Annotated in this window: 19 protein-coding genes; 9 read left to right on the plus strand and 10 right to left on the minus strand. The window is 60.4% G+C overall.

Going from position 1 to position 24,316, the window contains the following annotated elements; genetic code table 11:
• Positions 1–115 precede the first annotated feature (115 nt).
• Complete coding sequence (locus tag ACVWXE_RS10675; RefSeq protein WP_457490297.1) at positions 116–1,066, plus strand: LysR substrate-binding domain-containing protein; 951 nt, start codon at positions 116–118, stop codon at positions 1,064–1,066.
• A gap of 184 nt (positions 1,067–1,250) precedes the next feature.
• Positions 1,251–2,165, plus strand: coding sequence for an alpha/beta fold hydrolase (locus tag ACVWXE_RS10680; RefSeq protein WP_457490286.1), 915 nt, complete (start codon positions 1,251–1,253; stop codon positions 2,163–2,165).
• A 117-nt stretch (positions 2,166–2,282) separates the two neighbouring features.
• Here ACVWXE_RS10680 and thrC read toward each other — a convergent pair whose 3' ends face one another.
• Both thrC and ACVWXE_RS10690 read right to left on the minus strand, forming a co-directional pair.
• Positions 2,283–3,395: a threonine synthase gene (gene thrC, locus ACVWXE_RS10685; protein ID WP_457384265.1), complete on the minus strand. Its 1,113-nt coding sequence runs from the start codon at positions 3,393–3,395 to the stop codon at positions 2,283–2,285.
• A 116-nt stretch (positions 3,396–3,511) separates the two neighbouring features.
• Positions 3,512–5,185 carry an isochorismate synthase gene (locus tag ACVWXE_RS10690; RefSeq protein ID WP_457490287.1) on the minus strand — a complete coding sequence of 558 codons (1,674 nt, stop codon included), beginning with the start codon at positions 5,183–5,185 and terminating at the stop codon, positions 3,512–3,514.
• Between the two features lie 245 nt (positions 5,186–5,430).
• Between ACVWXE_RS10690 and menA the strand changes: the two genes are divergently transcribed.
• From menA to ACVWXE_RS10710, 4 genes are all read left to right on the plus strand, one after another.
• Positions 5,431–6,372: a 2-carboxy-1,4-naphthoquinone phytyltransferase gene (menA, locus tag ACVWXE_RS10695; protein WP_457490288.1), complete on the plus strand. Its 942-nt coding sequence runs from the start codon at positions 5,431–5,433 to the stop codon at positions 6,370–6,372.
• Positions 6,373–6,526: 154 nt separating this feature from the next.
• Positions 6,527–8,380 (plus strand): LptA/OstA family protein, encoded by a 1,854-nt coding sequence (locus ACVWXE_RS10700; protein ID WP_457490289.1) that lies wholly within the window; start codon positions 6,527–6,529, stop codon positions 8,378–8,380.
• A 77-nt stretch (positions 8,381–8,457) separates the two neighbouring features.
• On the plus strand, positions 8,458–9,636 hold the full coding sequence (locus tag ACVWXE_RS10705) for an LptF/LptG family permease (RefSeq protein WP_457490290.1): 1,179 nt from the start codon (positions 8,458–8,460) through the stop codon (positions 9,634–9,636).
• Positions 9,618–13,091, plus strand: a complete 3,474-nt coding sequence (locus ACVWXE_RS10710) for a hypothetical protein (RefSeq protein WP_457384260.1) — start codon at positions 9,618–9,620, stop codon at positions 13,089–13,091. The genes ACVWXE_RS10705 and ACVWXE_RS10710 overlap by 19 nt, the downstream gene beginning before the upstream one ends.
• 44 nt (positions 13,092–13,135) lie before the next feature.
• Here the strand turns inward: ACVWXE_RS10710 and ACVWXE_RS10715 are convergent, their stop codons facing one another.
• The 3 genes from ACVWXE_RS10715 to ACVWXE_RS10725 form a co-directional block, all read right to left on the minus strand.
• Positions 13,136–14,767, minus strand: a complete 1,632-nt coding sequence (locus ACVWXE_RS10715) for an alpha-D-glucose phosphate-specific phosphoglucomutase (RefSeq protein WP_457490291.1) — start codon at positions 14,765–14,767, stop codon at positions 13,136–13,138.
• A gap of 139 nt (positions 14,768–14,906) precedes the next feature.
• Positions 14,907–16,193: an organoarsenical effux MFS transporter ArsJ gene (gene arsJ / locus ACVWXE_RS10720; protein WP_457490292.1), complete on the minus strand. Its 1,287-nt coding sequence runs from the start codon at positions 16,191–16,193 to the stop codon at positions 14,907–14,909.
• 25 nt (positions 16,194–16,218) lie between these two features.
• Positions 16,219–17,229, minus strand: coding sequence for an ArsJ-associated glyceraldehyde-3-phosphate dehydrogenase (locus ACVWXE_RS10725; RefSeq protein WP_457406047.1), 1,011 nt, complete (start codon positions 17,227–17,229; stop codon positions 16,219–16,221).
• A gap of 125 nt (positions 17,230–17,354) precedes the next feature.
• Between ACVWXE_RS10725 and ACVWXE_RS10730 the strand changes: the two genes are divergently transcribed.
• The 3 genes from ACVWXE_RS10730 to ACVWXE_RS10740 all read left to right on the plus strand — a co-directional run bounded on the left by ACVWXE_RS10730 (position 17,355) and on the right by ACVWXE_RS10740 (position 18,982).
• Complete coding sequence (locus ACVWXE_RS10730; protein WP_457441783.1) at positions 17,355–17,543, plus strand: hypothetical protein; 189 nt, start codon at positions 17,355–17,357, stop codon at positions 17,541–17,543.
• 273 nt (positions 17,544–17,816) lie between these two features.
• Positions 17,817–18,500 (plus strand): DUF2232 domain-containing protein, encoded by a 684-nt coding sequence (locus tag ACVWXE_RS10735; RefSeq protein ID WP_414383551.1) that lies wholly within the window; start codon positions 17,817–17,819, stop codon positions 18,498–18,500.
• 242 nt (positions 18,501–18,742) lie between these two features.
• The gene (locus ACVWXE_RS10740; protein WP_011433877.1) at positions 18,743–18,982 is read left to right on the plus strand and encodes a DNA-directed RNA polymerase subunit omega; all 240 of its coding nucleotides are present in this window, start codon (positions 18,743–18,745) and stop codon (positions 18,980–18,982) included.
• A 96-nt stretch (positions 18,983–19,078) separates the two neighbouring features.
• Here the strand turns inward: ACVWXE_RS10740 and ACVWXE_RS10745 are convergent, their stop codons facing one another.
• The 5 genes from ACVWXE_RS10745 to ACVWXE_RS10765 form a co-directional block, all read right to left on the minus strand.
• Entirely contained in the window at positions 19,079–19,588 is a 510-nt protein-coding gene (locus tag ACVWXE_RS10745; RefSeq protein ID WP_457440702.1) for a mechanosensitive ion channel family protein, read from the minus strand.
• 130 nt (positions 19,589–19,718) lie between these two features.
• Positions 19,719–20,960 (minus strand): hypothetical protein, encoded by a 1,242-nt coding sequence (locus ACVWXE_RS10750; RefSeq protein WP_457490293.1) that lies wholly within the window; start codon positions 20,958–20,960, stop codon positions 19,719–19,721.
• A 38-nt stretch (positions 20,961–20,998) separates the two neighbouring features.
• On the minus strand, positions 20,999–22,117 hold the full coding sequence (gene cax, locus ACVWXE_RS10755; protein WP_457490298.1) for a calcium/proton exchanger: 1,119 nt from the start codon (positions 22,115–22,117) through the stop codon (positions 20,999–21,001).
• 210 nt (positions 22,118–22,327) lie between these two features.
• Entirely contained in the window at positions 22,328–23,098 is a 771-nt protein-coding gene (locus ACVWXE_RS10760) for a hypothetical protein (protein ID WP_457490294.1), read from the minus strand.
• 168 nt (positions 23,099–23,266) lie between these two features.
• The gene (locus ACVWXE_RS10765) at positions 23,267–24,169 is read right to left on the minus strand and encodes a PLP-dependent cysteine synthase family protein (RefSeq protein WP_011433884.1); all 903 of its coding nucleotides are present in this window, start codon (positions 24,167–24,169) and stop codon (positions 23,267–23,269) included.
• Between the last annotated feature and the right edge of the window lie 147 nt (positions 24,170–24,316).

The raw sequence follows: 24,316 nt of genomic DNA on the forward strand, positions 1-24,316 counted from the left end.
CGCCATTCTGTTTGGACTCCGTCCCGCTAACGCGAATGGAAACAAACAGAATGCTATCGCTGCATAGTTGAACAGTGATGTTCAGCAGTGTTCAGTGTAAATGTATCAGTTCCCTATGGCGGATGAGTTGCCGTTTACTCTAGATCAGCTCCTCATCGTGCGGGCAATTGCCCAGCAGGGTAGTTTTCGCCGTGCTGCCGATAGCCTGTTTGTCTCCCAGCCTGCCGTCAGCTTGCAAGTGCAGAACTTGGAGCGACAGTTGGGAGTGGTGCTGTTCGACCGCAGTGGGCGCAAGGTGGAGTTGACGGATGCCGGGAAAGTGCTGCTGCAGTACAGCGAGCGCATCCTCAAGCTGTGCCGTGAAACCATCGAGGCGCTGGCGGATTTGCAAGAAATGGAGGGGGGGCATCTGGTTTTGGGGGCCAGCCAAACGGTGGGCACCTATGTCATGCCTTCTTTGATCGCCCAATATCACCGCCGCTATCCACAAATTTCCGTACAGCTCTTGGTGCAATCCACGCGGCGAATTGCCCAGAAATTGGTGGACGGCCAGTTGGACGTGGCCATTGTTGGCGGGGAGATCCCCTTTGAGCTGCAGCGGCACTTGAAGGTGATGGCTCTGGCGGAAGATGAATATGTGTTGGTCGGTGCTCCCGGGTGTGCCATCGACTCTCCGGCTCTTGTGGATCTGCTGGCTTTGCCCTTCATCACCTTGGATCCCCAGTCTTCCACTCGGCAAACCATCGATCGGGTACTGAATCGCTACGGCATTAACCCGGCCCAATTGAACGTGCGGCTGGAACTCAGCTCGATTGAGGCGATCAAAAATGCCGTCCAGGCGGGGTTGGGGGTGGCCTTTCTGTCCATGGTGGCAGTGGGATCCGATGTGGAACAGGGGCGGTTCCGGAAGCTGGCGGTGGAAGGGCTACAGATACGGCGTACCCTCTGGCTGGCTTTTAACCCGGAGCGCTATCAATCGCAGGCAGCCACCCGCTTCCTCCAAGGGCTGCTGACCCGCCAAGACTGGCTGAAAACTCCCCCGCCCCATTTGCAGTTGATCGGCTAAGTTGCGATGCGTTACGGCCTTTTCCGAGTTGATGGGATCCCAGGTAGATTCCGGTGGATTGAGCAGGATCTCTGTTCAAAGAGATACGAGAGATATTTCCGTATAGGTGCATTCGCTGTAGCCAATGCTGCTCCGGAAGAAACTGCATCTGCTGAATCTGTCTGTGTCTACTGACCCCAAGCCGATGACCAGGCAAACGCTGTTGGAACGGCTGCCTTTGGCGCAGCGCTTGGCAGAGTTACAAGCCCGCGTTCAAGAGATCCCGCTGCACAGGGTGAAATTGGAAGGGTTGAACATCGCAGGGGCAGAGTCCTGCTGGGCTGCCTATCGAGACTGGGGAAAAGGGATCCCACTGCTGTTTCTGCATGGCTTTATGGCCACTCACGCCAACTGGTGGCCGCTGATGCAAGGGTTGGGAGACGAATATCGCTGCATTGCCTTGGATTTACTGGGGTTCGGGCAGTCCGGCCAACCGGCCTTGCACTACGACATCGCTGCAGAAGTAGAGTTTGTGCGCGGATTTGTCCAAAGGCTGGGCCTAGCTGCTCCGGTTTTGGTGGGCCATTCCTTTGGGGGATGGGTGGCGGCAGCTTACGCCGTGCGGTATCCGCTGCGGGGGTTGGTTTTGTTGGCTCCTGCCGGGATCCGCGACGACAGCTTTGTGAGACGCTACAACCATTTGCGGCCCTTGCTCTGGGAAAGCGCTTGGGTGGATTGGCTGTTGCGGGCGATCGCTCCGCTGGCCCGCTGGTGGCATTGGGAAGACAAGCTGGCCCAGCTCTTGTGGTTGCGGGGATCCCTGCGTCAGCAGCCGGTCGCTCGGCAATTTCTCCGACAACGTCTGCGCCCACAAGCTGCCGTCGATACGGTTGAACGTTATCTCAACTACATTCAGGCCCCCACCCTGGTGATCGCCGCCGAACAGGACGACACCATTCCCCTCTGGCACTGCCAAACCTATGCCGAAGGGATCCCTGGGGCTCAGCTCAAGATCCTAGCCGAAGCCGGCCACGCCATCCCTGCCTTGCATGGGGAACAGGTGCTGCCCCTGATCCGGGAATTTCTCGACACAGCCCTTTCCGCCCAATGCGGGCTTTGAGCTGGGGCTGTAGCGTATGGCCGAGAGAGGAATGCCGCTTGCCAGATGGCGATGCCCGATAGGCGACGGAGCGCCGCCCAAGGGGAACGCCTGACCCTAACCAGCGGGCGGTTTCTGCTAGAAACCCATCAGACGAGCAACAGCGGACAGCTCAGGGACAACGCCGGTGTGGATAGGAGCGGATCCCTGGTGGCTGGCCGTGTCCGGATCCTTAAGGCCATTGCCCGTCAGCACGCACACCACCTGTGCTCCAGCAGGCACCTGCTCTCGCCATTTCAGCAATCCTGCCACCGAGGCCGCGCTGGCCGGCTCGCAAAAGATCCCTTCTTCGGATGCCAGGAGACGATAGGCTGCCAGAATCTCCTCGTCGGTGACGCTATCCACCTGACCGCCGCTCACCTGCACTGCCGCCTTGGCCTTCACCCAACTGGCAGGATTGCCGATGCGAATGGCCGTGGCCACCGTCTCTGGGTGTTCCACCACCCGGTTCAACACCATGGGGGCAGCACCGGCAGCCTCGAAGCCGTAGAGACGAGGGCGACGGGTAGCCTTGCCCTGCTGGCGGTACTGGCAAAACCCCATCCAATAAGCCGTGATGTTGCCCGCGTTGCCCACCGGAATACAGAGCCAATCGGGGGCATCCCCCAAAGCATCCACCACCTCGAAGGCGGCGGTTTTCTGCCCTTCCAAGCGGAAGCGGTTGACCGAGTTCACCAGGGCCACCGGGTAGGTTTCCGCCAGCTGCCGCACCATAGCCAGCGCTTGGTCGAAGTTGCCTTGAACGGCGATGATCTCCGCCCCGTACATCAGGGTTTGGGCCAGTTTGCCTTTGGCCACGTAGCCATCGGGGATCAGCACATAGGCCCGCAGACCTCCTTTGGCCGCAAAGGCAGCAGCCGCCGCCGAGGTGTTGCCGGTGCTGGCGCAGATGATCGCCTCTGCCCCTGCCTCTTTGGCCTTGGACACGGCCATCGTCATACCCCGATCCTTGAAACTACCGGTGGGGTTGAGGCCCTCCAACTTCAGGTAAACTTGACAGTCTCGCCCCAGCCGTTGGCTCAAAGCCGGGGAAGGCACCAGAGGCGTGTTGCCCTCATGTAGCGTGACCACAGGTGTGCTGGCGCTGACGGGGAGCCATTCCCGATAGTGCTGGATCAGGCCGGGCCAAAGCCCCACTTGCGCGCGGGATCCGGCTATACGAGGGGGATGGGTGGGATTCAGGGTCGCCATGCCGCAGAGGACACCGAGGCTAATCAAAGACCGGCTTTCTCACTGTAGCTGTTCGTGGAGGGGTTCGTATCCACCTCCCGCAGCGGCGGCAGAAACATCTTCCTGATCCCCTCTCTTCAGAGGCTGGGGAGCGGAGGAGCTGCAGGTCGCAAGGCCAGAGCCTGCACCAGAGAGCGCAACTTCAGACGAATCTCGGCCAGCTCTTGCTCTGGGTTGGAGTCGGCCACAATCCCGGCACCGGCATACAAGCGGGCCCAATTCCCCCGAATTAGGGCGGAGCGGATCCCCACCACAAACTCGCCATTGCCCTGTAAGTCTACCCAGCCCAAGGGAGCGGCATAGCTGGAGCGATCAAAGGGTTCCAACCGCTCTAGCCACTGCAGCGCCGCCTGTTGGGGATACCCTCCCACCGCTGCCGTCGGGTGGAGCTGGGCCAGCAGATCGAACAGATGTACATCGGCGGGGAGCTCCGCCTCGATCAAGGTTTGCAGATGCTGGATGTTGGCCAAACGGAGCAGCCGCGGTTGCGGGGAAATGCAGGGATCCATTCCCAACCGACTCAGAGCCTCCCGGATCGAGCGCACCACCCACTGGTGTTCGCGGCGGTCTTTGGGGCTGCGGAGCAGCTCCTCGGCCAACTGGCGATCCTGGACAGGGGTGGCGCCGCGGGCGGCGGAGCCGGCTAAGGCATCGATCTGCACCCGGCCTTGCCACACGGAAAGCAAGCGCTCCGGGGTGGCCCCCAAGAAAACCTGGGGAGAGATCCCCTCTTGGGTCAGAGGGAGAGGACTGGCCGGCAAATTCCCCCGAGCATCTGCCTCCAAGGACTTCGGCCCGCTGACGCCAGCGGCAAAGGCAAAGATGCTGCAATCGGGATGATCTTTTTCCAGGTAGGCCAGCAGGGACGGGATTGACGGCGGGACAGGCAAGTGCAGATCCACGGCTTCGGCCAGCACCACTTTCTCCAGGGATCCCGCCTGAATCACCTGCAGGGCTTTTTGGATGCGCGCCAAGAGGGGGGTTTCCTCCAAGTTCACTGGCACAGGAGCTTGCAATTCCCACGAGGGCAAGGGGGATCGAGAAAGGCGCTCCATTTGGGCAAAAAAGGCGGTGATCTGCCCGGCCAAAGCCGCTAGGTCGCTCTCGGGGTCGATTTCCAGATTGAGCCGCGCCACCGCCAGAGATCTCCAGGAGCCTGGTACCTGCAACAGTTGCCAACGTGGCAGCACCAGCGCCGCCCCCCCATCACTCCTGGGGCTGAAACCAAGGCGACAGAAACACAGGGGGCGTTCCTGCCGGCTGTCTGGGAATCTTCCCACTTCCGAGGGCTCCGTTCTGCCAATGCAAGCGGCATGGACGTGGGGCTGCAGCTCTTCTACAAAGCTCCGTGCCGCCCGCAAGCCCCCTTCTCCCGCGAGATCAACCTGCCGCAGGGATCCCCACCCCAGCACCCGCACCCTTTCCCCGCGGGCCTTGTGGGAGAGATAACAGTAGCTCGGGAATCGGTTCGTGGGGAGAGAACCCAGCTTCTGGGCCAGCACCGCCAGCGGATCCAGCTCTGGGATGGGCTGGGACAAGCTGAGGATTTGGGGCACGCCCCGCGCCCGCGCCATCTGTTGGCAGGCGGTTAGGAAGGGATCCCAGTGGCGCCGATCCCTCACCTCGTCCGTCCAGGTAGAAGTGCGAGTCGGCGGCCATGCTCTCGGCCACTCCAGGCACTCAAGCGTACCGTGGGCATTCCGAGGGGAAAGAGAAGAGGTCATGCGAAAGAGCAAAGAGAACGATCCCACCTTGGCCGAAAACAGGACACCTGTCGATGGAGACCGGCAGGAGATGACTTTAGGATAAGAGATTAGGAGAAGAGCCGGCAGCCCGGGCTTTTGGGGGCCAGATCTGAGGAGCTTCTTCACGGACTGCAAAGTTTCTTAGCATCCTGGGGGATGCTTTCTCAGGCGCTCTACCCTACAGAGCAGATGGTTGTAGACAGATCCAGAGACGGGCCCCAGAGCAGGCTTGCTCCCCAAGGAGAATTCGCATGCATCCAGATGTCAGCCAAGTGCAGCCAGCAGCAGAGGCCGCATGGAGTGACCCCTCCCGCCGGCAATTGTGGATGGCTGCCCTTAAGCCCCCCATGTACAGTGTGGCGATCATGCCCATCTGGGTGGGATCCGCCATTGCCTACGCCCAGTCAGGGGTACTGGATTTGGGGGTTTTGGGGGTGTTTTGGGGAGCTGCCATCTGCATCTTGGCCTGGGTCAACCTCAGCAACGACGTGTTCGATGCCCAGACAGGGGTGGACAAAAACAAACTCCACTCGCTGGTCAACCTGACGGGCAAGCCAGGGCGGGTGTTTTGGGTGGGGAATGCCTTTTTGGCTCTGGGGCTGCTGGGGATCCTGTGGCTGAGCTGGCGGCAATCGGATCCGACGGTGCTGCTGTTGGTGCTGCTGGCCTGCGGGCTGGGCTATGCCTACCAGGGGCCGCCCCTGCGCCTGGGCTATCAGGGCCTGGGCGAGATCCTCTGCTTTTTCAGCTTTGGGCCGCTGGCGGTTTTGGCCGCCCACTACAGCCAAAGCCAGACCTGGTCGCTGCCGGGGTTAGCGGCCTCACTGGTGGTGGGAATGGCGACCAGCTTGATTTTGTTTTGTTCCCATTTCCATCAAGTGCAGGATGACTTAGCCTGTGGCAAGCGCTCGCCGGTGGCCCGCCTGGGGACTTTGCGCTCGGCCCGCCTCATCCCCTGGCTCTGCGGCAGCCTTTTTGGCCTGATGCTGCTGTTTGTGGGGCTGGGGATCTTTCCAGCTTGGACCCTGCTGAGTTTGGCGGGGATCCCGTTTGCAGTGCGGCTTTCCCGCCTGCTGGGGGCTTACCATGACCAGCCGCAGCGGATTAGCCACTCCAAGTTCATCGCCGTCAGTCTCCATTTTTGGCTGGGGCTGTTTCTGGGGTTGGGGTTCATCCTCAGCCGCTATGGCTGAAGGCTGAAAAGTCGGCTTAAGGCTAGGTGTGCGCGGGATCCCCCCGGTGCAGCCGGCAAAATGAGATAAGCTACAGCCTAGAGTGCTAGCTCAGAGCGTTGGCTCCAAGGGGAGTGGTCAGTTCGGGTCGAGGTGAGGCGGCAGCGAAAACAGGATGCGGCGATTCTTCAATTCCAACCTGGGAGTGGCGCTGTTGGGGAGCAGCATCTTGGCTGCTTTGGTGGGCTGGGCCTTGTCGATCGACATCGAGGAAGTGAAGGTGGAGTCTCCTTCCCCCGATCAGCCCCTCTCGGTCAGCCGCAGGGTAGACATCTTGGGTCGTCGGGGAGGCCATCAGCGTTGGCGGTTGATTGCCGAGCAGGTGGATCTGGCAGCTGGGCAACAGGTATTTGAACAGGGGGCACACGGCTACTTCTACGGAGAAGGTGCCGACCGGCAAAAAGGGGTGCCGGATCCCTTTTTTGATAGCAGCGAGCAGATGACTTGGCGGGCCAAGCGAGCCCGCTACAATGCCACCGCCGATGAGCTGTATTTGGATGAGGAGGTGGAGGTGAGGAGCGGCGACGGCAGCCTGCTCTTGACCAGCGCCCTGAGAGTCACCCCTGAAGAGCGCATCGAGGTGCCGGCGGAGTTCACCCTCAAAGGCCGGGAAATGGTGTTGCAGGGCCGCTCTGGCTCGTTTAACTTTCAATTTGCCCTTCTCAGCGCTCAGCAGGGCAAGCTGGTGGTGCTGCGCACCGACAGCCCGGCAGCCGCCCCCCCGACCGATCCCGCCAGCGCTTCCCAGTGGGTGGCCAGTGCTGCAGCGGATCCCGCTTCCATCACCATCACCGCCGACCAGATCACCTACGACCGCACCCAACAAGTGGCTCAGGGGAAAGGGAACCTGCGCATTCGCGAACGTGGCATCGAAATTCGCGCTCCCCAGGGCACCTACCTGCGGCAACAGGCCCAAAGCATTCTCTCCGGCGGTGTGGTGTTGCAAGAGGTGGCCGGCGACAGCAGCCGGGATCCCTTATTGGCCGATCTGCGCTTGGCCCAGGCCTCTCCCGGCCCGGAGGCGACCCCAGACCAACAGGATCAAGAAGTCACCATCATTGCCGACCGCCTCACGTACGACCGCAACACACAAATTGCCCAAGGGGAAGGCAACCTGGAGATTCGCCAGGGGGAAACCATCATCCAGGCGGCCCAGGGCACCTACCGCCGCCGCGAATCCCAAAGTCTGTTGACGGGAGGAGTTACCCTGGAAGAGCCCGGACGGGTGCTCACCTCCGCCCGCCTGGAGGGCAACCACCGCGACAAGATCTTCCTCTTTGAAGACAACGTCCTCTACCGGCAGATGGCTGCCTCTACCCCCACGCCCAGCGAGGGATCCCTGACGGAAGAACTGCGCCAAGCCGAAACCGAAGTGCGGGCTGCCCGCCTGGTTTACAACTCCCGCACCGGCACTTCCGAGTTTAGCGATGCCGTCGAGTTCATCCAGCGGGGACGTAGGGCCAAGGCCAACCAGGCCACCATCACCCCTGAGAAAGTGGAGCTGCGGGGAGAGGTGGTGATCGAGCAGATCGAGGGGGAGTGGCTGGCGCGGCGGCTACAAAACCCGGAGACCCAGGCCGATGTGGATCAGCCGACGGTGATCTACGCCGACCGGGTGGAGATCGACCAAGCCAGCGGCGATGCCCGCTTCTTTGGCAATGTGGTTATTGTGCAGGCCAACCGCGCCATCGAAGGGGATCGCGCCGATTACTTTGACCGAGAACAAATTTTCAAAATCAGCGCCGAACAGGCTCCTGTAGTGCTCTGCGATCGGGGAGAGGTCGGCCGCCTTCCCGGGGAGAGCACCCAAGCTCTGCCGGGCCGCAACGCGCTGGATCAGATGTGCCGGGGCGCCAATCGCCTCAGTGGCAAGCTGGTTACCCTGAACATAAAACAAGATGAATACACCGTCGAAGGGGACGGGCAACAGCAGGGCATGTTTCAGTTTCGCATCACCGACGCCCTCTGATGGGATCCCCCCTCGGGGAGCCATCTGTGGTTTTTGATCGTCCAGGTTTGGCTGAGGTTGTGATCCGAGGTGATGTCATGACGGCTCCACTCGCCGAGGGCAAACTGCGCAGAACCCCTGCTCAAGCGGGCAGCTTTTGGGGATCCCTGAAATTGGGGGCTGCCTTTTTGGAGTTTTATCTCTTCAAAGAGATGATCCGCCCCTTCTTTCTGGGGGTGGCCGGGGGCACGGTGATGATGCTGGGCAACCAGCTGTTTATCTACACCGATCTGCTGGTGAAAAAGGGCGCCCCTCCCCTGACCATTTTGCACATTCTCCTCCTCAATTTGCCCGCCATTTTGGTGGTCACCTTTCCCATTGCCGGCCTCTTTGCCACCTTGCTCACCCTGGGCAAAATGGGAGCCGACAGCGAGATCACCGCCCTGCGTGCTGCTGGGATCCCCTATCGCAAAGTGTTTATCCCCGTGCTCTGTATTGGCCTGCTGATCAGCGGCTTGGCGCTGTTGACCAATGAAGTCATTGTGCCGGAAACCAACCAAAAGGTGAAAACCCTGAATAAAAACCTCATCTTGGCTCAGGATGCCCTTTTGTTTAATCCAGAAGAGATCGTGCGGGTGGATGATGATCTCTGGTTTCATGTCGGATCGATTGACCCGAAGACCGGCTTGATGCAGGATTTGTTGATCCTGGATCGCAAAGCTGAGACCGGCCACCTGCGCTATCCGCAGGTGATCTCCGCTCAAACCGCGCAGCAGGTGGGCCAATCGTGGCAACTGCGAGATGTGGTGATCCGCCGTTATGACGAGCAGGGGCGCACCTACTATGAAGGCCAGGTGGAAGAAATGCAGCTCAACATCGTCAACAAACTGGTGGGCCTGGTGTACGCGGAAAAGGTGCCCCAAGAGCAACGGGCGGGGGAGCTGTGGGAGCAGTGCCAGCGATATCGAGCGGAGCAACGTCCTTCTGCCGATGTGGCTCGCTGCCTGACGGAATACCACCTCAAGTTCGCCATTCCTTTGGCCAGCTTTTTCGCCATCTTGGTGGCTGCCCCCTTGGGCCTGCAAACGGTGCGGCGAACGGGGCGCTACGGCGGCGTGGCGCTAGCGATTGTTCTGGTGTTTATTTACTATGTACTGATGAGCCTGGGACGAGCGATGGGTCGAGTGGAGCATATCGATCCCTGGCTGGCTGCCTGGTTGCCGAATATGATTTTCGGTGGGGTGGGCTTCTCTTTACTGTGGCGGTTTTTACGGTGAAATCCTGCAACTTCCCCCATGACTTCAGCCCTTGGGCAAAGTGGTTGGCTCTTTGCTGGGGCGGCTCCCTGTGGTTGGGGACGGGGGAGGCCGTCTTCGCCCAGTTGGATCCCCCGCCCACTGTTGGCGTCGGCGGGACGGAGTTCTCTCTGGAGGGCTACCAGCGCTTTCGGTCAGCGCAAACACTTGCTCAGCGCCTGCAACTGGCCCGCCGGGCTTCCAGCCCAGAACCGATTGCTCCTACCGATGGAGATCCCATTACCCTGGTTGAGGCGCAATCCTCCCCGCTGGCGGCTGCTTCTCCCCTGCCTGCTACGGCCTTGACTGCGGCAACCCTACCCCCTGCGGCCCCGGTCTCTCCTCCCTCTGCCAACTCTCCTGAAAAGCCCCTCACGCCAGAAGAACTGAACCGACAGCGGCTACAACGGCTGTTGGCCGAAGGGGCAGCAGCCCATGCTCGGCGACAGGCGCAGCAGGCCCAGGCAACACCGGCTCCCCAGCCCGCTTCACTGGCGACGCCCACCGCGGCAGTTCCCAGCCTGAACTCCCTTCGGCTTTCCCAGCCCATGACTTCTCAGGCTGAAGCCCTGCAGGTGGAAGAGCAACCCTGGCTGCGCCCCACCAAGGACTCCGTCCCGCTAACGCGATCGGAATCCAATGGCGAAAACCGGGCTACGGCCCAACTGCAAGGTGGAGCCGGTTCAGAGGCAAGGTTAAATCGGATCCCAGCTTCGACGGTTCCTCCCTTGATCTCCCAAGCCGGTGGGAGCTTGGATTTGGGCGGTGTCCTGTTGGCAGAGGCCACCCCTGGGTCGGGGCTGACGGGATCCCCCATGGCCACTCAAAGGGGCAGGGAAGCCTTTGTCCCCACTGCGGGCTCACCCCTGGCTCCTCAACTGCTGGAGCAGTTCCCCCTTTTGCGGGATCTGGGCACCGGGGCAGATGCCGTCTCGGCGACAGGGAACGTTAGCCAGGGATCCCAGATTCGCCAGCAGCTCTCGGCCACCGCGCAGCGGCAAATTCCTCTTGACCCGGATCAAATCAACGTGAGTGGGGATGTGCTCAGCTACATCGCCGAACAAGACCTGGGCATTGCCGAGGGGAACGCCTTGATCCAACTGGCTGACGGCACCCGCATCACCGGCGACCGGCTGCTGTTTTATCGGCGGGAGCGACGCCTGCGCAGCGAGGGCCCTTTTCGCATGGAGCAGCCCCCTGGCCCCCAAGGGCGCGGGATCCGGCAAATCGAAGGGCGAAATTTGGATCTGGATATCCCCGGTCGCACCGCCCAATTTGAGAGCTCGCTGGTCATTCTGCCGGGGGAGGAGCCGGGCACCAAGGTTTTTGTGCGCAGCCAAGAGACCACCGCCATTTTGGGGGATCAGATCTTTTTCGAGAAAGCCACCGTCACCACCTCGCCAGAGCCACCCATCACCCACTACGTGCAAGGGGATCGGGTGGAGGTGTTTCCCGATGACCGGGTGATCGTCTACGACGCCCGCGTGTTTGCCGGCGGCGAACTCACAGAAGCAGGGGATCTGCGGGCAGGCCTGCAGATTGCCTATTTCCCCCTGTTCATCTACAGCCTGCGGGATCACCAGTGGGTGCTGCCGGGGCGCAGCGAGACAGAGGGGGTGTTTGTCAAATCCAGTTGGGCCTACCGCTTCGACGAATACAACTTCGGCGGCCTGCGGCTGGATGTCATGCAGAAAAAAGGCTTGGGCATCGGCTTCCTGCACGACTACATCCTGCCCATCCCGGACAGTGTCAACTACGGGCGAGCCCAGTTTTACTTGGTTACCGAAGCTGACCAACAGCGCTTCTCCAGCCGTTTCCGCATCGACCACAACTTCGACTTTTACGCTGCCAACCTCTTTGGGCAGGAAGGCCAACTGCGGGGGCAGCTCAACCTCAACCTGGACAACACCTACCGTCCTGCCGGCGGACGCAACGACAACGCCGATCTCCGCCTCAACGCCACCTTTCAGGGGGATCTCTCCACCACCACCCTCAACATCAGCCGCACCGGATCCCAGGAGCGGGGCATCTACAGCTTCCCCCTCACCCTCAGCCACACTCAGCGCTACGGGGGCGTGCATTGGCTGCAATCGGATCTACGCTTGGACTACAACCAGCGGGTGAGCGTCAAAGATGGCCCCGACTTTGCCGATGCGCGGTTGACGCTGGGCACTCAACTGACCCCACCCGGCTGGGGAGGTACCTATCGCCTGGCCTACCGCGCCTACAGCAGTTCCAATGGCGACAACGAGCCGCGTCGCAACTTCGAGCTGGCCTTTAACCCCGACCTCGTTCGCATCACGCCCGATATTGCTCTCAGCAGCGCCCTCACCCTAACTCAAGAGCAACAGCCGGATCAGGAGGTGGGGGCGGGCCTCCACTTTTTCAATCGCTACGAGCTGCGCTCCAGCCTTCAGTTCAACGATATTCAACCGGCTCCCTGGATCACCTTCATGCCGGGTTCTATCGATTACACCCAAGTCCTCTACTCCACTCCTGACCAGGAGTCTACTGTCAGCCTCAACCCTCGCCTCAGCCTCAGACCTGCCGACTGGAATACCATCGACCTGCGCTACAGCCGCACCTTCTACGGCAACAATTCTGTGCCCTTCCAAACCCTCTCTACCAGCCCCAGAGATGTGGATCGCATCAATGCCAACATCAGCTTCTTTACGCCCCGCGATCCCCTACCCGATGTGCCCCCAGGCTACATTGCCTTTGAAGATGACCTGCCCGGCGAGCTGCCGATAGCCCTGACCTTCCCCGACGATACCCCGGAGGATTTGGCAGCGATTGCCTCCCGCAACTTGCAGGAGCTGCAGGCAGAGGTGAGAAACTTGGTGCGCCTGGACACCAGCTTTGGCTACGACTTCGTTGCCCAGAAGTGGGACACCCTCAACGCCAACTTCACCTGGAACACCGCTCCCGATCTGTTCAACATTCAGTTGCAGACGGCCTACGACCTGAACCAGGGACAGCTCCAACCCGTTCGTCTGGAGTATCGGGGACGCAGCAGCACCACATTTAACCGGGATCAACGCTCCGGCCTGGAGGTGTATGAGCCGGGGATCAGCTATGCGCTGCAGGCGGTTTACGATCCCCGGTTGGGCCAGATCTCTACCTATGGTCTGGAGCTGGATGCCACCCTCGGCACGCGATGGCAAAATCACTGGCGGCTGCGCTTGGGCCTGACGGAAGCAGGGATCCGCCGCGTGGAAGTTCGCCGTGACCTGCGGGATTTTGAGCTGCGCTTTGCCTACGATCCGGTGGCAGAGTCACTGCGCTTGGAAGGGATCCTGGTGGCTTTCCCCAGTCGCCCGGTGGGCCTCACCCAAGAGCGGGGAGATTTTCAACTGACCTCTCCCATTACCTCCCCTATCGGCACCTTTTTGCTCCGCGACGCCGACGCGACCGGCTGGGATGGCCTCAGGCCCTGATCCCCGCTTCCCTGGGAAGGCTCCCTGTCCACTGTTGCGACGGGCTAGGTGATGACGTCTGGCTGCTGCCGACCGGTGCGGGCGCGAATCTGGGCAAGGTGATCGGCCAGTTGAATCTGTTCGGCCAAGGCCACTTGGGGATCCAGGCCATGCCGGGCGGGATCCAGCTCCAATCGCTCCAGGTACACCCGCAGGGTGGCTCCGTGGGTGCCGGTTCCCGAAAGCCGGTAGATGATGCGGGATCCATCCTCAAAGCCAATGCGGATCCCTTGGTGGCTGGTGGTGCTGCCGTCTACGGGATCGGTGTAGCTGAAGTCATCGGCATAAGCCACTGTGTGGGATCCCAAGCGCTGGCCCACCCACCCAGGCAGGGAGCGTCGCAAGTCTGCCATCAGCGCTTCGGCCACCTCCACCGGCAGTCCCTCGTAGTCGTGACGGGAGTAGACGTTGCGCCCATAGGTGCGCCAGTGTTCTTCCACAATCTGCCGCACCGGCTGCCGTCGAACGGCCAAAATGTTCAGCCAAAACAGGACGGCCCAGAGCCCGTCTTTTTCCCGGATGTGGTGAGATCCGGTGCCGAAGCTCTCTTCCCCGCAGAGGGTGACCTTGCCGGCATCCAGCAGGTTGCCGAAGAATTTCCAGCCGGTAGGCGTTTCGTAGCAAGGGATCCCCAGCTTGGCCGCCACCCGATCCGCCGCCTGGCTGGTGGGCATGGAGCGGGCAATTCCCGCCAGACCTTCTCGGTAGCCGGGTACCCGGTGGGCATTGGCAGCCAGCACTGCCAAGCTGTCGCTGGGGGTCACGTAAAATTGACGGCCCAGGATCAGGTTGCGATCCCCATCCCCATCGGAAGCGGCCCCAAAGTCCGGCCCATCTTCCCGAAACAACAGTTCCACCAATGAGCGGGCATGCACCAGGTTGGGATCCGGGTGTCCGCCGCCAAAATCCGGCAGGGGCTGCCCGTTGAGCACACTGCCCTCTGGTGCTCTCAGGGATCCCTGCAAAATGGCGTGGGCATAGGGGCCGGTGACGGCGTGCATGGCGTCGAAGGCAATGCGGATCCCAGAGGCCAGGTAGTCGCGGATGGCCTCGAAATCAAACAGGCGCTGCATCAGGCCCAAGTAATCGGCCACCGGGTCAATGACGGACACCGTGAGGGACCCCAGCCGTTGCTCGCCCAAGCGATCCAGATCGACATCGGGAGCTTCCAGGATGCGGTACTCCCGGATCTGCTGGGTGCGGGCGTAAATGGCCTCGGTCACCTTCTCCGGGGCAGGGCCACCGTTGCCGATGTTGTACTTGATGCCGAAATCCCCCTGGGGGCCGCCGGGGTTGTGGCTGGCAGAGAAGATGATCCCCCCGTAGGCGCCGTACTTGCGGATGAGACAGGAAACCGCCGGCGTGGAGAGGATCCCTCCTTGGCCCACCAGGACTCGCCCGATGCCGTTGGCCGCCGCCATCTTGAGCAGGATCTGAATGGCCTCGCGGTTGTAGTAGCGGCCATCTCCCCCCACCACCAGGGTTTGGCCGGCGGATCCCTCCAGGACATCAAAAATGGATTGGACGAAGTTTTCCAGGTAGTGGGGCTGCTGAAACACCGATACCGGCTTGCGCAGGCCAGAGGTGCCGGGTCTCTGGCCAGGGAAGGGCGTCGTGGGAACAATGCGCAGGCTCATAGGCTGCCGGAAAAGCTGCTTGCTCCTCTACTATCTCATCGTTGGGCCTCTCGTTTGTGCTGAGCAGAGTTCTTTCCCCTCCACCCATTTGTGGATGGGTTGAATGGATGCATCGATCTCCGCTGGTAGCCCTCCATCCTCAATCCCCTGGCTTAACCACCCACTCCACCGGGGTTTTGCTGGGATCCGGCAATTTCAACGAGAACAGCCCCGCCGCCAAGATCAAGAGGGTGGAAAACCAAAGACAGCCCTCCAATCCGTAGAACTGGAAGAGGATCCCAGAAGTTACCGTCCCCAACAGCCGCCCGCCGGAATTAGCCATGTAATAAAAGCCCACATTGAGGGCTACGTCGTCGTCTTCCGTGTAGGCCAGCACCAGGTAGGAATGCACCGCCGAATTGAAGGCAAAGACGATCCCGAACAGGATCAAGCCGCCGGTGATCACCAGCTCCGGTGCCAGCCCGGCCATGAAGGCTGTGGCAATGATCGCCGGCACCGCCGTCAGCACGAAGGTCCAAATCTGGATGGTGCGGGCCTTGGGAGCACGGCCAGGGCGACCCCCACCCAGCAGTTGCGGCGCTACAAACTGAATGAACCCATAGCCGATCACCCAGATGGCCATGTAGCTGCCCACCTGCATAAAAGTCCAGCCCAAGCTGTCGTAGAGAAACACCGGCAGGGCCACCACAAACCACACATCCCGCGACCCAAACAGGAAAAAGCGAGCTGCCGAGAGGATGTTGATCTCTCTGCTCTTGGAAAACAGCCGCTTGAAGGGGATCTTGGCCTTGATTTTGCCCATGTCTGCCGGCAGCAGCGCCCCCGAACAGAAGATCAAAGCCAACGCCCCCGCCTGGACAAAGTTGGCCATGCGGAAGCCCATGGGATCCCCGTAGATTTCGGTGAAGATCTGCAGCAGAGCGGCTCCCACAAAGAACCCCACCCCCTTGAGGGCGTTTTTGGATCCGGTGAGCATAGCCACCCAACGAAACAGGCGGGATTCCGCTTCTTTGGGCACCACCAGGCGGATGGCGCTTTTGGAGCTCATCTTGGTGAGATCTTTGGCGATCCCGGCCAGAGCTTGGGCGGTCATCACGTAGGCCACCTGGCCCCAGACCGGCCACTGCAGGTTGATCACCCCCAGCATCACCAGGCCAAAGATCTGAATGGCAATGCCGCCGTAGAGGGTCAGCCGCAGGCCAAAGAGGGATCCAATCCAGCCGCCCAGGAAGTTGGTGATCACCCCGAAGATCTCGTAGAAGAGGAACAGCATGGCAATCTGAATCGGGGTAAAGCCCAACTTGTGGAAGTGCAGCAGCACCAACATGCGGATGGCGCCATCGGTGATGGTGAACCCCCAATAGGCCGCTGTAACCAGGGCGTAGTTGCGAACCGCAGAGGCTTGAGCCGTCGAAACAGAAGTCATGGGCAGGTCTCCAAGGGAGATGTTTCTATAGACTGCGGGCCACTTTGCGGGCCAGTTCCGCCATGCGGTTGGCGTAGCCCCATTCGTTGTCGTACCAGGCCAGGATCTTCACCTGGGCGCCATCCACCACCATCGTCGAGGGCGCATCCACAATGCTGGAACGGGGATCCCCTTTGAAATCCACCGAGACCAGGGGCAGCTCCTCGTAGCCGAGGATCCCCTTGAGTTCGCCCTCGGCTGCAGTTTTTAAGAGGTGATTGACTTCTTCCACGGTGGTGGGCCGCCTGACTTCGAACACCGCATCGGTCAGGGAAGCGTTCAAGAGGGGCACGCGCACGGCAATGCCGTTCAACTTGCCGTTGAGTTCGGGGTAAATCAGCCCAATGGCCGTGGCCGAGCCGGTGGTGGTGGGCACCAAAGACAGCAGAGCGGAGCGGGCCCGCCGCAGGTCTTTGTGGGGGGCATCCACCATGGTTTGAGTATTGGTGACGTCATGGATGGTGGTGATCACCCCGTGAACAATGCCGATTCCCTCGTGGATGACCTTCACCAAAGGAGCCAGACAGTTAGTGGTGCAGGAAGCCGCCGTGAGCAAATGGTGCCGGGCCGGGTCGTACAGGTGATCGTTGACGCCCATAACAATGTTGAGGGCCTCTTCGTCCTTGACAGGGGCAGCCACAATCACCTTGCGCACCCCCGCTTTGAAGTAGGCATCCAGCTCCGCTGCCTTGACAAATTTGCCCGAGCATTCCAGCACTAGCTCGATCCCCAACTCTGCCCAGGGCACTTCACCGGGGGATTTGTGTTCGCTGAAGGTGAGGGTTTTCTCTTGGATGCGCAGCCGGTTATCGGATCCCTCAATGTCGATAGCCCAGCGGCCCTGCACCGAGTCAAACTTCAACAGGTGGGCCGCCGTCGCCGCTCCCCCTTTGATCTCGTTGATGTGGGCGAATTCCAGCTCTTCCCAGCCCCAAGCAGCCCGCAACACCAGCCGTCCGATGCGGCCAAAACCGTTGATGCCCACCCGCACTGCCATAGCATTGACCCTAGACTTGTCCAGAAGGGATCCCGCTCTCTCAGGGCAAATCCCGCCTCAACTTTATCAGAACGCCCTAGTCGTTTCAAGACAAGTTGATGGGTAGGGTCAGGAGAGACTGGCCGATGGGGGTCGGTTCACGGTTGGCCTTGGGAAATGTTGCCGAATGTCCTGAAATCCAAAAGGGATCCGCTGAGGCAGCCCCAATCGACAACAGGGCCTATCCTGTAGCCGACTTGCAGTCCAAATCCACACCTCTGGACAACAATTCGCCCAACCCGGCAACCGGTGGCGTGACATACTCCCATCGCTGACCCTACGGGTACAGCGTGGGCTTCTCGCTTCAAAGTGCTACGCACCGCTGACGCGAACGGGGAGCCTACGCAAGAACCCTCCACGAGCAGACACGGAATGCCCTACCGCGTAGTTGCACCAGATTCCGGCAAAAGCCGTTTTGTGCAAGTACTCCCATCATACACCATGTGGGGGTATCTGTATCCCGACACTGACTCTACGAGTACAGTGCGGGGCTTAGCTACCCCCACACCCCGACAAGCTAAGCTGGGAAAAGTTGTGCTTTTCTGGATGTGCCCCCGCCGCCTCAGCCTTCTGTGCAGGATGACTTTCCTCCCTTACCCCCCCCACCTCCCCGTTCTCCGGCCTTGAGGGTGGTGGAGACAGCTTTTTTGGCCAGTACGGCAGCCTTGATCTGGATCCTGAGCTACACGCCGCTAGCTCCTTTCATGCGCCTGTTTTTCCCCATCCCGGTGGCGCTGGCGGTGATGCGCTGGGATCCCCGCACAGGGGCAATGGCCCTGGTGGTCTCCGGCCTGTTGCTGACGGTGCTGATAGGGCCCACGCGCAGCATTCTCTATGTCATTCCCTATGGTCTGCTGGGCTATTGGTGTGCCCGCCTGTGGCAGCAGCGTCTTTCCTGGTACGTCTCGGTGGTGAGCGGGGCTGTGCTCAGCGCCCTGGGCTTGATCTTTCAGTTGGTGCTTTCCTCCCTACTGGTGGGGGAAAACCTCTGGATCTACGTAACCATTCAACTTACCGGCCTAACCAACTGGCTCCTGGATGTGTCCCTCAGCCGATGGGGCGTCTACTGGGTGGCAGAACCCTGGATGGTTCAGGTGGTGGTGGTGGGATTTATTGCCTTCAATTCCCTCATCTACGTATTCACGGTGCATTTGGTGGCCGCCCTGGTGATGGAGCACTTTCGTTGCCCGCTGCCACCCCCGCCGAAGTGGGTACAGTTTTTGCTGGATTAGCAGCCCCTGTGAGTTGTACAAGAGCAGAGCAAGCTGCTCTACAAATGAGTTCTTGACAAATCTTGACAAATGAGTTCTTGGCAAAAGTCCCACCCTATTGCCATGCAACGCTACAGGAATGCAAGAACTGGAAGGTTCTCTGCTAGGATCGCGGTAGCGGGACGGAGTCCTTTCGCGTTAGCGGGACGGAGTCTCGTTGGGATCCTGGTGGCAACAAGATATCAAGATTTAAGACTGCGATTATGGCTTCCCGCAAGAATCAACTGGCTATTGACAATGACGAGCTGATGCGTCGGGTAGAGGCTCTGATCAACGCTTCCAAAAATCGCTATCGCATCACGGTACAGGTGGCCAACCGCGCCAAGCGCCGCCGCTACGAGGATCCGGATGATATAGAAGATGGCTGGATGAAGCCGATCCGCCGCGCCGTCATCGAAATGTCGGATGAGCTGACCGAGCCGGAAATCATCGGCGATGAGTAGTCACTAGACTTGCGGCCTGCTGGCGCGACCGCCCTGTTGAAACTGCTAGCCGGCTGAGCGGCTAAGGGTAGAAGCTTTCGGCAGCCGCCTATTTTGTCAATTTGTCAAGTCGTTTGCAACGGGATCCCTTTCCCGCAGGCGAGCCTCGAGCCGCGATTCCATCAGGTGCAGCAGGCGGTGGGTCTCCTCTGGGCTGAGACCCTGGATGCGCATCTCCAAGGGGCTGTGGAACCAGAGGGTCTGCTGTGGAAAAGGAATCTGGATCCCTGCTTGATCGAAGGCGTGCTTGAGGCGACGGCGGTATTCCCGCGCCACCCTCCACTGCTGCAGGGGCTGCACCTTGATCCAAATGCGCAACGTGATCCCCCGCTCCCCCAGATCATCGACACCGTGCATTTCGGGGGGCTCGAGGATTTTTTCCCGCCAAGCTGGCTCCCGGTACATCTGCAGAGCCACCTGCTCGGTGATGCGTATTGCCTGTTCCAGATCGTTTTCATAGGCGATCACAATCCCCAGATCCACCCGTGACCAGCCGTTGGAGAGGTTCTCCACCACCCGGATGGCACTGTTGGGAATGGAGATCAAGCTGCCTTCGGTGTTGCGCAACTGGGTTAGCTAAACCGCCGGGAAGCCCCGCACTCTCTGCAACAGCAGGAGGGTCGGGATGAAAGGCGTATATATCCTGTGCCATAATCAACATGGCTGTACAAAACGGCGTTGCCGGAATCTGGTACAGCTACGCGGTGGGACATCCCGTGTCTGCGCGTGGAGGGTTCTTGCAGTAGCTCCCCGTTCGTGTCAGCGGTGCGTAGCACTTTGAAGCGCGAAGCCCACGCTGTACCTGTAGGGTTAGTGATGGGAGTATGTCACAGACGCTGGCAAAGGTGCTGAGGCGTTTGCTGAGGCGATAGGTGGGGGCATTTTGCTCTTGGCGCAGGGCAGCAAAGAGGTTATCCAGTACCAGTCCACTCAGCCAAACACTGCCATAGGTGGCCAGGCCCACCCCTGTCAACCGCAACAGAGGGCCGCGCAGCGAAACCAGGAAAAACGTTTGCAGGGGTCGCGTTTGTGGGAAAAGGCCCAAGCTCACCCCAACTCCGCCCACCCACAGGCCAATTTGCACCAGGCGCAGCAGGCGAATTTGCAGCTCTAAATAGGATTCCTGCCATTTGCGTCCGGCCTGTTGTTCGACCAAGACGGGATCCACGCCCGGCTGCTCTTCCCCCGCTAGGCGCTCCTGAATCTCTGCTTGGATGGCCTGGTATTCCGTCTGCAGGGCATCGCGTTTTTGCTGCAGCCGTCGCCGTTTTCGCTGGCAGAGCTGGCTCAGGCTCCCTACCACAGCCAGGATGCCGAGGGCAATCACCGCTTGGCGGCGCAAAAATTGAGGCTGCCGCTCCCGTTGCGAAGTGCGCAGCGCTTCCTCGACAATGCCGGCTACCTGCTCAGCCCAGTCCATGGGTTGGGCGCCCTGGAATTGAGCATCGAGGGAGGTGATGGTTAGCAAATGTCGCCCATTCACCCGGATAACAGGCTGGTTGGTCTGGCCGTCCAGGGTGACTTCAACCTGCAGCGCCTCTGGATCGAATCCGGCGCTGGCCAACTGGTGCAGGGTTTGTTCAATGGAGCGCACCCGCTGCGACACCGGAGGCAGGCTGCCGGGATCCCCCTGCGGTGCGGTAACCACGAACAAACGCCGCCCATCCAGCGTCACGGCCTCCGCCTGGATAGAAGAGGTGGGGAGGCTAAGCGCTTGCCGCAGCTCTTCTAGGGCATCCAAACGGTTGAGCAAAGGCAGGTTGGGGGCGGTGCCGTTGTTTTCGGCAGCTTCCTGCCCCCATGCGGGCCCGCTTATGGGGGATAGGGCAAAAGATGCACCGAAAAGGAGAGGCCACAACAGGGATCCCGTTTTCCTCGGCTTCGGCCTGCCTACCGTTCCCGTCAGCGGTGCGGGGCACCATTCGCAGCTTCGCAGCATGAGCCGTTTGCGTCAGCGGTGCAGAACACTTTAACGCCTCACTCCAGAAAGAAGAAAGCAATCCCGAGGATGGCATAGGTGGCCAAGAGCAGTAGCCCTTCCAGCCAGTTGGAGCGCCCATCGCTGCTGACGGAATTGATCAGCAGCACCGAGACTGCAATGGCCACCAACTCCACCATGCCGAAGTTGAAGTTCATGGGCTGATGCAGCACATCCCCGGCCAGCACCAGCAGAGGTGCCACAAACAGGGCAATTTGCATCGTCGAGCCCAGCGCCACCGAGAAGGAGAGATCCATCTTGTCTTTCATGGCCACCGTGATCGCCGTCGCATGCTCTGCCGCGTTGCCGATGATCGGCAACAAAATCACCCCCATAAACAGCGGCGTCATGTGAAAGTGTTCCAGCGTATCCTCTAGAGTGCTCACCAACAGTTCCGACTCCAGCGCCACCAGCACCGTCAACCCCAAGAGGGCCAGCACCCAAAACCCCAAACCGGCTCCCTCGGGCGGAGCCGTCAACACCTGGGGAATGGATCCTTCCGCCTGCAAAACCGGATTGGGGGCCAGACGACTGGCCGCCTCATCTTCTGCGGCTTCTGCTTCGTGAAGGGCGTAGAGGTAACTGTGGGTTTTGAGGGAAAACAGCAAAGTAAGACCGTAAACCCCGATCAGCACCAGGGCTACCGCCGTGGATAGCTCTTGGATGGAGATCTCCCCCAAGTTGGCATCGGCATAGGTGACCACGCTGGGCAGGATCAAGGCCACCACCGCCAAGTTCATCACCGAGGCATTCATGCGGGCCACCTCGGGTCGAAAGCTCTGCTCCCGAAACTTGATCCCGCCCAAAAACATGGCCAAGCCGGCCACCAGGAGCAGGTTACTGATGATCGCGCCGGTGATGGAGGCTTTTACCACATCCACCAGCCCCGCCCGCAGTGCCACCAAGCCGATGATCAACTCCGCCGCATTGCCAAAGGTGGCGTTGATCAGCCCCCCGACTGTCGGCCCTGTCAAGGCTGCAATCTCTTCCGTGGCCTGACCCATAAACTTCGCCAAGGCCACCACCGCCAAAGCCGCACAGAGGAAGACCAGGTTGGGATCCCAGCCCCGGAAGTGCCCCACCCAAGATAGGGGAACCCCCAACAGCAGCAGGAACATTATGCTGTTCAGACCTCTCTGCCAACCTGCCGCAGAGCGATCCGGCGAAACCAAAGGATTTGCGTTAGCCAGGGTCATGGTTCACAAGGGGAGAAAAGGTAGCGACGATGGAGGCTGTTTGGGTTTCGGGGAGCCAGATCCCCCATGGCCAGGAGTGACCATCTCCAAGAGTCTAACGGCTGCGAGGGGAGGTTGGATAGGTGCTGCTGGCTAGAGGGAGATAACCCGGTTGCGCTGCAACTGCCGGGCGATCTCGGCTCCCAGGTGATCGACCAGACGCTGGGGATCGGTGATTTTCAAAAAACTGCTGTCTTCCACCTCAAAGGGGAAGGATCCCTCGATGCCGTCGCGGGGGAGTTGTACCAGCAGCAATTGTTCGGGGCGCTTCGATTGCAGGGCATAGCCCAACTCCAGACAGACCTGAGGGCTGGGTAGGGGACGCCCCCGGCCATTCACCTGCACAGGGGTTACATCGGCCACCACCAGCAGCGCGTGCTTGAGCTTGCGAATCAAGGCCGCATCGATGAGCGGGGTCTCAGCCTCAGCGGGAAGGGATCCCTGCAGCTGCAGGGGCACGACCGGTCTGTGGTCGCGATTGAGAGCCTCCACCACGGCTTGCAATGCCCGGTGCAGAGTGGCGCTGGAGTCGGGGTAATCCGATTGGCCGCAGAAGTAGATGACCGGCTCGGTCATGTTCAGGGTGGCCCGCTTATTAAAGTAGATCTCACGGCTGATCAAATCGAGGTTGGAGATGCTGTAGGCGCCGCTGCCTTCGATGTAAAACTCCACCAGCTCTCCTTCCAGGTAGCGCTGCCACCATACGGAAGCCTTCACCTGCTCCACATCGTCGAGAAAGTCGGCCCGCATCGCCGTTTTCAAGAGGCCGGTACGGCTTAGGCGCAGGTCGGGGGCCCTCTGTTGGACTTGAGAAGCAGACAACACCGAATCCAAATACCAGGCTTTCAGGACGATGATCGCCATGGGATCCCTCTGCGCTCAGCCTTAAAGGTACGTGACATACTCCCACACTCATGCTGACGCAAAGCGCTCCGCGCCGCCAAAGCGAGAGAGTGCAGGCTTCAAGGACTCCGTCCTGCTGACGGGAAGGGTAGCCCGCGCCCTGTCCACAGGACGAGCGCCGGGAGGATGTCACTCCTCTGTCCAGAAACGCTCGGAAAGATATTTGTCAGCCCCGTCGCAAAAGATGGTCACCACCACTCCAGAGGAGAGCTGACGGGCCACCTCTAGGGCTGCCACCACATTGGCGCCGGCAGAGATGCCCACCAGCAGGCCTTCTTCCAACGCCAAGCGCTTGACCATTTTCTGGGCTGCTTCTGTGGAGATCTCAATGTGCTGGTCAGGCAGGGTGGGATCGTAAATCTCGGGTTTTAGAGCTGTGGCCATGTGCTTGAGCCCTTCCAGGCCATGGAAGGGAGAGTCGGGCTGCATGGCAATGATTTGGATATCCGGGCGATACTCTCGCAGGCGCCGCCCCACCCCCATACAGGTGCCGCTGGTGCCTAGCCCGGTAACAAAATGGGTGACCTGCCCCTGGGTTTGCTCCCAAATCTCCACCCCAGTGGTTTCGTAGTGGGCTTGCCAGTTGGCGGGGTTGCTGTACTGGTCAGGGTAGAAATAAAGCTCGGGGTTTTCCGCATAGAGGGCGCGGGCTTTCTCGATGGCCCCATCGGATCCCAGAGCGGGATCCGTCAAAACCAAGTCCACGCCGTAGGCAGCCAGGATCTTCTTGCGCTCTGGGCTGGCGTTGGCGGGAAGGGCCAGCTTGACTTTGTAGCCCAAGGCCGCCCCGATCCAGGCATAGGCGATGCCGGTGTTACCGCTGGTAGCATCGAGGATGATCTTGCCGGGGGTAAGCTTGCCCTGGCGTTCGCCAGCGCGAATCATGTTGAGGGCCGGGCGATCCTTGACTGAACCCCCAGGGTTGTACCACTCTGCCTTGCCATATACCCGTACCGATTCCGGCAAATCGGCAGCAACCCGCCGCAGACGGATCAGCGGCGTCCCCCCCACCAGCTCAATAGGGCTATCCACAGCAGGGAGTAACGGGCGAGAAGAAAATGCAGTCGGATACAAGGGGGATCCCTCGCTAGACAGGCATCGGCTGGACAACCATTGCTCATCTTACCCCGGTCTTTCCGGCCTCTTGGGAGCTTTTTAGTTTCCCCCTCCTGCCCAAGT

It is taken from the genome of Thermostichus sp. MS-CIW-41, assembly GCF_054058915.1.